This window comes from Shewanella sp. 4t3-1-2LB, from assembly GCF_017368415.1.
Taxonomy (GTDB): Bacteria; Pseudomonadota; Gammaproteobacteria; order Enterobacterales; family Shewanellaceae; genus Shewanella; species Shewanella fodinae.
The window spans coordinates 58,868-67,576 of sequence record NZ_JAFNJD010000020.1 but is presented as its reverse complement, the minus strand read 5'-3'; the positions used below and the strand labels follow the sequence as shown (position 1 = coordinate 67,576).

The window sequence follows — 8,709 nt, the reverse complement described above, 5'->3', positions numbered from 1 at the left end:
AGGGGGGGTGATTATGCGCAGATCGTCAGTAGTCAGGGGGGGTAATTATGCGTGGCAAGGGGGGGCGATTATGCGTGGATAAAATCCAAAACCAACAGGGTTTTCCACAAATGGGCAAAGCAATAACATAAAAAAACCGGCACATTGGCCGGTTATTAAGTCAATTACGGTATGGAATCGGTGGGGGGCTGGACATCATCAGAATTCCGCCTGTCACTTTCTTAACTTTTGCATCCGGATAAACAGTAAGAACTCTCTTTAGAGCAGGAAGGAATACCTTTTTAAAGTTCCTGTCAGCGTCGTCTCCGGTGTATTCTTGACCAAACTGCTCGCGCAAATTACGCCAGTACAATACGACAGGCCTACCGCTAATTCGATGTAAACGATCCGAAAGCATGGCATAAATATCCATCGCAAGAGCACTGCTATTAAGCTGATTTAGAGCCCTTAAATCAAGCGGTACAGCATGTTCGCTTAGCGTAGTAAAATACTCGTGTGAAAATGTAATAACACCAGGCCATAAAGCACCTTGATTGTCGCTGTTACCAATCCAAGCCTCAAATTTTTGGATGGGCTTACCATCGTAAGTGAACGCTTTATCAGCGGTACTAAAACCAAGGGTAATACTACAAGCAGATAACGCCAAAAGCTGTTTACGGAAGTTTGTATAGCTCCCATTTTTTCCTCCTGATGACTCCTTGCCCAGTTGTTTGAGGAAAGCACTGGCGCTATTGCCGACATCAATCTCGGGTGATTTTGAACGCAACGCTTGAGTATTCAGATATGCCATTACAAGCCTTGGCATGGGACCATACGGAACAGGCTGTTGGAGAAACTGCTTACCATCCCAAATTTTACCCGCTCGGATGTATAGACCAGCAGCACCACAACGCCTCTCAAACTCAGATCCATTTACTCTTGAACGAGGCAAACCGACTTGGCACATGATTGAGTGCATAAAAGTGAAATCATTGGGCGAGGGTGGATCTGATTTAATCCTTACTGAGGCATCTATTAATTCAGACTCAGCCCGACTCAAGCCTTGTGATTTATCACTATTTTCTACTTCAATATCCGCCTGATACTGAGCAAGTAGTTGGCTAAATGGCTTCATTACTTACCCTGCGGGAATCAAGCCATGCCTCCAACTGATCTAACCTGTATCTTAGTGTTTTATCGCCACTGATTTTATATGGTTTGGGAAATGAAGGGTCGTTTGTGCGGATTCGTTGAAGCGTTGGCACAGAGATTTTAAGTAGGGCAGTCACCTCATACACAGAGATCATCTGCAGGTGACTGTAATCTTTTTCATTTAAAGTTTGCTGCATAAATTTCTCCAGCATCATCATTGATTTACTGGAGAAATTTTGAGGGTGAACCCCCGTAAACATGGCCTCTGGAAGTGCCCTATTTGGGCACCTAGGCGATTTATTCCGACACAAAAACTTTCACATGTGAAAGTTTCTCATTGATAAACATCAACCACCATTGCCATCCAAGTCAGGAAAGATTTCACGCGCTTTGTCGTTTCTAATTTTGTCCACATTAATCCCTTCCAGCCGCTCCATAATACGTTCTGAGGCGTCTTGTCGAGTACCATCAATATTAAAATCACTTCCAGCTCCCGTTAAAGCATCCAAGTTTAACGATGCGGGATCAGGAAGTTTTCCATTTTGCTGAAGTATACCCAACCACTCGTCTAGGTTAACCTTACTCCAATCAATATCCGCTATTCGATCCAATGGAATTCCGCCGCATTGAGGTGTGCGCGCATCACCAAAGTTCAGGCCAAGTTGTGGCCGCACTTGCTCTTGGATGATTCGAGAGAGTGGCGAGTTGAAACAGCAATAGGACTCTCGCTCCTCGACACATGCTCCCAGTACTTTGGACTTGCAGTAAGATCCAACGTATGTGCAGCTATTTAGTGCTCTTTTAGCATTCATGGTGAACTCCCTTTCCTCGCACTTCCAAATCATTTGGATCATGACCATCGACACTACATAGACTGTGTAAACAGTCATAACGGTGCTTAGCATGGCGGCACCTTGTTGGCCGAGGATTTGTTCAGTCATTGATTCAGGAGCCCCAGCAGGTACGCCAGCGGCTCCCGTCGCAGAAGCATTTCCTAGAGCTTCAGAAGTCAGCTTGGTAATTTGCTCCTTTAATGCGCCAATAGTCTCCTGGGCAAACTGTTGAACAGGCTGGAGAAAACTATCAACCGCTCCACTAATATTTTCTATATAACTTGCAAAAGGCTGTGTTATTTCGGTCCAGCCAGACATTACGGGGTCTCTTAATACTTGGTATGCTCCTTTCACGGCACTGCCATCAGAGAGTCCCATAACGGCACCGTCTAGCTTAGGCACGGCCATAATCAAATTGAGATAATCAGCAAACGAAATATTCGTCGGCTTTTCACAACAATCTGAGACACCACCCACAGCAATCTTGCATTCCCCAGCCTCACCGGCAAAAGCTGAACACATCACATTTTCTTCACCAGTGGGGTTATCATCATAATTTTGACCAGTACAACTCATATCCTGAGTCATGAACTGAGCTGCATTCAACAATGCAGATGCACGAGCGAAATCAGTGCTTTGTGACTTTGTTATATCGAGACAATCATCTCCCATACACCTAATGGGTCCACCACATTGATACGTCGTTTCTTTCTCTAAAGTAGGTATTGATATGTCCGTTCCGCAGTCGTAGGTATCTTTAAACACATAACACTTACCCGAGGAACCCTCTGCTCCATCAATACATTCAGAACTAATAAATCCACACTGAGGATTATCCTCATACATCTGGCAACTGTTGAGATTTCCACCAGTATTTACAGGGCAGTGTGTTTCACCTTGAGGATCTGTCCAGCAGTCCATTTGCCCCTTATAAAAGTCATAGTCGGCTTTAACTCGAACCTTTTTGCACAGCTTTGGAATGCCAGGGAAAGGTGACGGTTTCAGTTGGGATTCGCAAACTTTGACCCCGTTGATGACTGTGCAGCCCGTAGCATCAGTCGGGTCATCTATACATGTTATCTCGCCTTCGGCAAAACCATCTACAACCCCTTTGGCTGAATCCATGCAGCTCTGTGGAGCCCACTCATCCTTGGTAATGGCTTTCGATGGGTCATAGCGGAGTTTTATGCGGCCAAAACCCTCACCTTCACCGGTCACTGAAACACGGATCTTGAATGTAACAACATCACCATCTTTCACGTTCTTAAAATAGGGAGTGACATCAACATTAGGGTTTCGCTCCCAACTCGTGGAGAGCTCACATCTACCGGCTGTTTCTGGAGGGAAGTTGCCATCTGGGCCAGACCACACTTTAGTTTCTTGGCCGGACTTACCGACCCACACTTGCATGTAATCATCCCACTTAACATATTCAAGTGTTGCGGAAACGATAGCATCCGGGTTACTAACCTGGACTCTTGTGTACTCTTCATAGATTTTACAGTTACCGGACCAGTAATCGTCCCCAACCTTACCAATCCAGAGTTCCGTGCATCCGTCACCACAGGACTTGAGGTTGTATGGGCCATCATAGTGCTTCACCACAGAGGCGTCGTAGTCATGGACAACCTCACAGTCCGCGCTTTGATCTACAACACGCTGACACCGTTCATACTCTGGAATGTGGGCGTTGATAGTATTCTGATTGATGGTTGTTTCGGCAGAACAATCCCCAAAGCCACCTGCGATGAGGTCCATATCCTCATAGGTCTTTTTGCTTAGATTCAATACCGGGTCATTACTGAAATCAGGGCGTGAGCGATTGGCCGCATCCATGAGAACTTGATATGCAGAACCTGATATTGAGGGATTGGAGCTGTTGGCGTCTTGGAATAAATTGGCTTTTGCCTCATTACCAAACTGATCCATAGCATCAGCATCACTAAATATCTGTTCTAGCTCCTCTGGAGATGCTGCATCAGGGAAATACTCTGCGGTATTTTGACCAGGTTGAACTCCAGGAAACAGTTCATTTATGTTTATGGATGTTGATTGACCATTACCGACTGGTAGAGAAATTTTACCATCTTGAACCTGAGCAGAGTTTTGCTTAACTCCGTTCGCAATAGATAAACCAAATTGTTTGGCATCACGACCAACAGCTCCGATGTTAGGTTCCTGATTACCCGCATAAGAATGTATCGGAAGAACTGAGATGGTTAAACATAGGAGCGAGGCAACAAACCTCGTCATGATGGGCGGCATAGTGGACATAGCATTTCTCCAGCTTTTTAGTTTGGATAATGCTATGTCGCTCTCTCATAAAAATTAGCATCGCTATTTGCCCTTTTGCGGCATACGCGGATGTATTCAGGCAGCTTTTGAGACCCGGCAGAATGGGCATTCAACACATGTTCGCTGATTAATTGACGTAAAAAAAGTGCATTGGCATTGCTCGCAATGCTCTATCATTGCTTCTCCATTGCGCATTTCAGAGGCAAGACACCAGGCATCTGTAATGTCGAAGGGCTCCCATTTTCCTCCTTTCATACCTGGTACTTCTTTACGGATAGCGTGATACATCCTAAACGCTTTATTCAGAGCGCTAATATCTACAGAACGCTTAACTTTTTCCCCTCCAAGATTTGAATAGAGCTGCATTAAAAGCGATGCTTGAATTTTAGATGTCTGACTGTGGATCAGCGTCGCTCCACCACGGAATGTCCTGGATTTCTTATCCTTCACATCATATCCGCAATATTCAAGCTCAGCGTACAGCCTGCGAACTTGCTTATAAGTCAAACCAGTCTCTAGGATAATTATCTTTGTGATATAACCCGCCAATGCCATGTGCCTTGCTTTTACCCAGCGAGATAACGAACCAGATGTAAAACATTCACTCATGATTATCTCCACACCAAAGATTGCTGAATCTTTTTTAATAAAATCGGCGTTGTATCGGCAAGAGCTGCTGATAAGAATTGATCGAGTACGCCAATATCAAATCTCAATGAAAATCTAATAACGACCCTATGCGATAACGACCTTAACTGGCTGTTTGAGGAGGCGGCGACTGAGGAAGCAAGACCAGAAGATACACCAAAAATTTGCATCGCCATGTCCAAGTTTCTACTAGCTAACTTATTAAGCAATAGCCAGTACGCTGCGTCAAAGTCGTCCACAACATTTTTAAGGCATATGACAGAATCGTAGCTACCGGCAAGAGTATCGATCACTTCCATTTGATCTGTTTCAAGTTTAAAGCTCAGAAGAACTCCACTCGCTAATTGTGAAAGATAACTGTCAGGAGTTGACGCCAATTTATTAACAAGATCTTCTGGAAGAGAAAAATGATTGCTAACCTGGGATGGCGCATTGGCTGATAAAAGCTTCAGTAGTGTCCACAGAGTCAAATCGAACTCATAAATATCTTGGTCTGGCTTCTCTTCACTCAATTGAACGGCAAACCTGTCAAAGCTACCAATAACATCACGTTCTAACGGCTCTAAGGCATACATCAGTAGTCCTCCTTACCTTTTTTTCTGCGGCCCAGATTGATTGAAACTAACGCGCTCCCTGCAATCAACGCTAGTAAGGTAAATCCATATTGGTCATCTCTCCACGACGAGATAACCAAGTGAGCAAGAAAGCTTAGAATAAACAATGTTCCGATTGCCTTAACGACTGTGTTTAATCGCTTTTCAGTTTCACGATCTAAATGCTTCATATCTTTCTCCATAACACACCTGATTTATTCACTGATTAACTTTGTCATCAATCATAAATACCATGACTTTTTGATAATGCAACGCCAAATACTGTGTTTTTTTACAGTATCATTTTATGGTGCTATGAAGATTTGCATTTCTGAACGATAATCTATAATCGGTTACATATTAATCAGGAGGCGTAAATGAAAAAGGCGCTATTCTCTTTGTTTTTCATCGTAAGTTTGTTCTATTCGTACAAACTTCTTGGCCTATGGTCGCTCATATTTTTTGTAGTCGGAGTTTCTCTGCTGGCATCTTTAAAGATTGGTAGAAGAGCCTATCTAATCAGTAATTCCGGGAGTAAAACGAACACATTATCTGGGCGAGATCTGTTTGCAGACGTCACATACAACCCTGCCACAGGATCTCCAATGGTAAGTGACGTAGATGTATCCGGAAGCTTCTATGGATTGAATAAAAACAAAGGCTCGTCAGGAGTATATAGTAAAAACAGTGTCTATTCGCGTGTGAGTGAGTGACAGGGCTTTACATATAACGTCAGCGGCTTTCATTTCAAACGTACATACTGTGTATAATGGTATGTACGTTTTTTATTTGCGCCGAGTCCTTCGGCGGTAACCATTCATCCATGAATTTTTGTTCAGTGTTTAATTGCACCTTGTGAGTGCGACTTGTTCCAACAAGTCGGGAGAGATAGGAGTTACGTCATTGGTTTAGCAGGACGGGGATAGTTATTTGCGGCAAGTACAGAGTTGTCGCCGCATCCATGCGGCTTTGACAGTTCAGTTGTTCACTCATTGATTCACCTTCTTGATTAGTTGCACTTAATTTACCACCACATTGCAACCGCTCCTTACCACGTGTTGCAAATTAATCGCACCACAACTTTCACGGAAAGTACCACTTCGTCGGGTCTCGGCTTTGTGCCAAAACCTGACATTAGTCGTACACGTGGACAAATACACAGTGTTATTTGTGTTAACCATAAGATAGGCACACTTTGAGCAGATCAACAGGCTCATTTATCTGTTGCTGAAGAAGGAAAAACACACTAATTTAGTTACTTAGCGCGGACCAACTTAAAAATAACAGGCCACAGAAAAGTAATAATGTGCCAGCACGCTTTGGGTCGCAGCTCGTAGTCGTCGTTTGTAATTATTTAATTTTTATCAATATGTTAACGTTGCTGTGTCATCTGGTTCAACCAGAGAAAGTGTGCTGGCACAATATACAACTGTTAGATGTTGTTTGCTCACAGATAATTTTTTACAACAAGACTGACATTTTCAAAAAATGTTCCTTAAAATTTGGCTCCTTCTTGACGCTTAGGGGTTAATTTTTATGAAAAATTGGATGTTCTTAACTATTGCAATATTTGGAGAAGTAGTTGCAACTACTGCACTAAAATCTACCAATGGGTTTACTAAACTAGGCCCGTCCCTTGTGGTTTTGGTTGGTTATGGAATTGCTTTCTACTTTCTTTCGCTATCTCTTAAATCAATCCCTGTAGGTATAGCGTATGCGGTTTGGGCAGGTTTGGGAATCGCTTTGGTGACTTTGATTGCATGGGGTGTTTATGGGCAGAAGTTGGACGCTTGGGGCTTTGTTGGTATCGGGTTTATTGTGAGCGGTGTGGCAATTCTTAACCTATTATCCAAGACTAGCGTTCATTGAGCAGTCAGGCATCTAACAATCGCAGGCACGGCGACGGCTTTTTCGTTTCGGCTGCGCCTCCACTACAAAGCCGCGCGTGCTGCGGGCGTTAAGTTGCAAGGAGGCATAAGTGAAAGATAAAGAAAAAATTGCAGTATTCATTGATGCTGATAATGCTCCAGCAAAAAAGATTGATAAAGTGCTATCTGAGCTTGCTCGCTATGGTGTGGTCAATATCAGAAAAGCTTATGGGAACTGGAAAAATCAAAACCTGAAAGCTTGGGAAGATGTGCTGCATGAGTTTGCTATTCAACCGATTCTGTTGCCGTGCCTTTCATTCGTTTGCGTGGTATACGAGCGTATTTTTCTTGTAAATAGGCTTCTCTGGTTTTTGTGCCTGAGCGACTACGCCAACCTTCGGGTGCTTTACCATCGACTTCGTTGTAAATTCGAACTATCGCTTTTTCAGGGTCATACGGATCTTCAAATACATCAGTCACCCACAGCATAATAGCTTCGCTTTCACGCAAACCGCCACCGTGCATCAAGAGCAGCATAAGCTTATCTCTCAGCGCAACTCGTGGATCTTTTGCTCCGCCAATACCATCTTTATAGAATGATTCCCAATGCTTATCTGGGAATGCTAAAGCATCGTCTTCGGCTTTCGTCAATGGAGTACGTCCCTTCATTGTGCGAGCTTTACGGATGGTTTTGTTAACGGTTTTATCTTCAATATGTCCAAGGAAGTCATTTTGGTTTTTTCGATACCAAGCAGCGTAATTAAGGCGTTGCTCATGAGGTGTGGCATCTCGCAAAGGGTTCATTGGCTCTGCGCCATGCTTGTTAGCCAGCCAATCAGTAAATGCCGTTAATCGATGAATATGTTTATTGACGTTATCAGTTGAGCTTGGCACCCAGTACAAGCCAGAGGGATCTAAACCATCTTCACCGATGGTGCCTGTGTAAAGACGCTTAGCAAAGGTTTGGAATAGCATTTTAGGATCTTCAAATAATCCTTTGTTGGCTTCCATGTAATCCAAGAGCAAAGAAGTGGCTTGTATAAAACCATTCATTAAAGCATTACTAGCACCATCAGCTTCCATCTTTAGCAAGTAATCGGTAACTGAACCAACTTCACCTTGTTCGGTGATCAAGATGGGGAGCTGACTTTTAATGCCAGTATTATCTTCTACGATAGTTGCTTTGACTTTAACCGATGACAAGGTTCATTCCTTTATACACATTAAACATACAATACACTATAATGCTAAAGTGTTTGTTATCAAATAAAAAGGCAGATTTCTCTGCCTTAATACACAATATACATAGTTCAAGGTACTATATATAACCTGAGAGCCTTT

8 protein-coding genes and 1 pseudogene are annotated in these 8,709 nt (G+C 43.3%); 2 read left to right on the top strand and 7 right to left on the bottom strand.

What is annotated here, in order from left to right:
* Positions 1-160: 160 nt before the first annotated feature.
* The 6 genes from J3L11_RS09215 to J3L11_RS09190 all read right to left on the bottom strand — a co-directional run bounded on the left by J3L11_RS09215 (position 161) and on the right by J3L11_RS09190 (position 5,691).
* Positions 161-1,114 (bottom strand): replication protein RepA, encoded by a 954-nt coding sequence (locus J3L11_RS09215; protein ID WP_000802150.1) that lies wholly within the window; start codon positions 1,112-1,114, stop codon positions 161-163.
* Positions 1,101-1,328 carry a helix-turn-helix domain-containing protein gene (locus J3L11_RS09210; protein WP_001187968.1) on the bottom strand — a complete coding sequence of 76 codons (228 nt, stop codon included), beginning with the start codon at positions 1,326-1,328 and terminating at the stop codon, positions 1,101-1,103. Before J3L11_RS09210 ends, J3L11_RS09215 begins: the two co-directional genes overlap by 14 nt.
* A gap of 150 nt (positions 1,329-1,478) precedes the next feature.
* Positions 1,479-4,238 carry a conjugal transfer mating pair stabilization protein TraN gene (traN, locus tag J3L11_RS09205; protein ID WP_207570809.1) on the bottom strand — a complete coding sequence of 920 codons (2,760 nt, stop codon included), beginning with the start codon at positions 4,236-4,238 and terminating at the stop codon, positions 1,479-1,481.
* Between the two features lie 96 nt (positions 4,239-4,334).
* Positions 4,335-4,868: a FlhC family transcriptional regulator gene (locus J3L11_RS09200; RefSeq protein WP_024140163.1), complete on the bottom strand. Its 534-nt coding sequence runs from the start codon at positions 4,866-4,868 to the stop codon at positions 4,335-4,337.
* Positions 4,869-4,870: 2 nt separating this feature from the next.
* Entirely contained in the window at positions 4,871-5,482 is a 612-nt protein-coding gene (locus tag J3L11_RS09195; protein WP_000271074.1) for a hypothetical protein, read from the bottom strand.
* A complete protein-coding gene (locus J3L11_RS09190) occupies positions 5,482-5,691 on the bottom strand; it encodes a hypothetical protein (RefSeq protein WP_000681268.1) in 210 nt (69 codons plus the stop codon). The genes J3L11_RS09195 and J3L11_RS09190 overlap by 1 nt, the downstream gene beginning before the upstream one ends.
* Positions 5,692-7,036: 1,345 nt before the next feature.
* Here J3L11_RS09190 and J3L11_RS09185 point away from each other — a divergent pair.
* Positions 7,037-7,369 (top strand): multidrug efflux SMR transporter, encoded by a 333-nt coding sequence (locus tag J3L11_RS09185; protein ID WP_156734049.1) that lies wholly within the window; start codon positions 7,037-7,039, stop codon positions 7,367-7,369.
* Positions 7,370-7,478: 109 nt separating this feature from the next.
* A pseudogene (locus J3L11_RS09180) lies at positions 7,479-7,667 on the top strand (NYN domain-containing protein); the annotation flags it as partial.
* On the opposite strand, the gene J3L11_RS09175 reads toward J3L11_RS09180, so the two are convergent.
* Positions 7,654-8,571, bottom strand: coding sequence for a site-specific integrase (locus J3L11_RS09175; protein WP_207570810.1), 918 nt, complete (start codon positions 8,569-8,571; stop codon positions 7,654-7,656). The pseudogene J3L11_RS09180 and the gene J3L11_RS09175 sit on opposite strands and share 14 nt — an antisense overlap.
* Positions 8,572-8,709 lie beyond the last annotated feature (138 nt).

What these genes read in the sequence shown, in the direction of transcription:
- J3L11_RS09215 (WP_000802150.1), bottom strand. Translation starts at nt 1,114, where the DNA reads ATGAAGCCATTTAGCCAACTACTTGCTCAGTATCAGGCGGATATTGAA.
- J3L11_RS09185 (WP_156734049.1), top strand. Translation starts at nt 7,037, where the DNA reads ATGAAAAATTGGATGTTCTTAACTATTGCAATATTTGGAGAAGTAGTT.
- J3L11_RS09190 (WP_000681268.1), bottom strand. Translation starts at nt 5,691, where the DNA reads ATGAAGCATTTAGATCGTGAAACTGAAAAGCGATTAAACACAGTCGTT.
- traN (WP_207570809.1), bottom strand. Translation starts at nt 4,238, where the DNA reads ATGTCCACTATGCCGCCCATCATGACGAGGTTTGTTGCCTCGCTCCTA.
- J3L11_RS09195 (WP_000271074.1), bottom strand. Translation starts at nt 5,482, where the DNA reads ATGTATGCCTTAGAGCCGTTAGAACGTGATGTTATTGGTAGCTTTGAC.
- J3L11_RS09200 (WP_024140163.1), bottom strand. Translation starts at nt 4,868, where the DNA reads ATGAGTGAATGTTTTACATCTGGTTCGTTATCTCGCTGGGTAAAAGCA.
- J3L11_RS09210 (WP_001187968.1), bottom strand. Translation starts at nt 1,328, where the DNA reads ATGCAGCAAACTTTAAATGAAAAAGATTACAGTCACCTGCAGATGATC.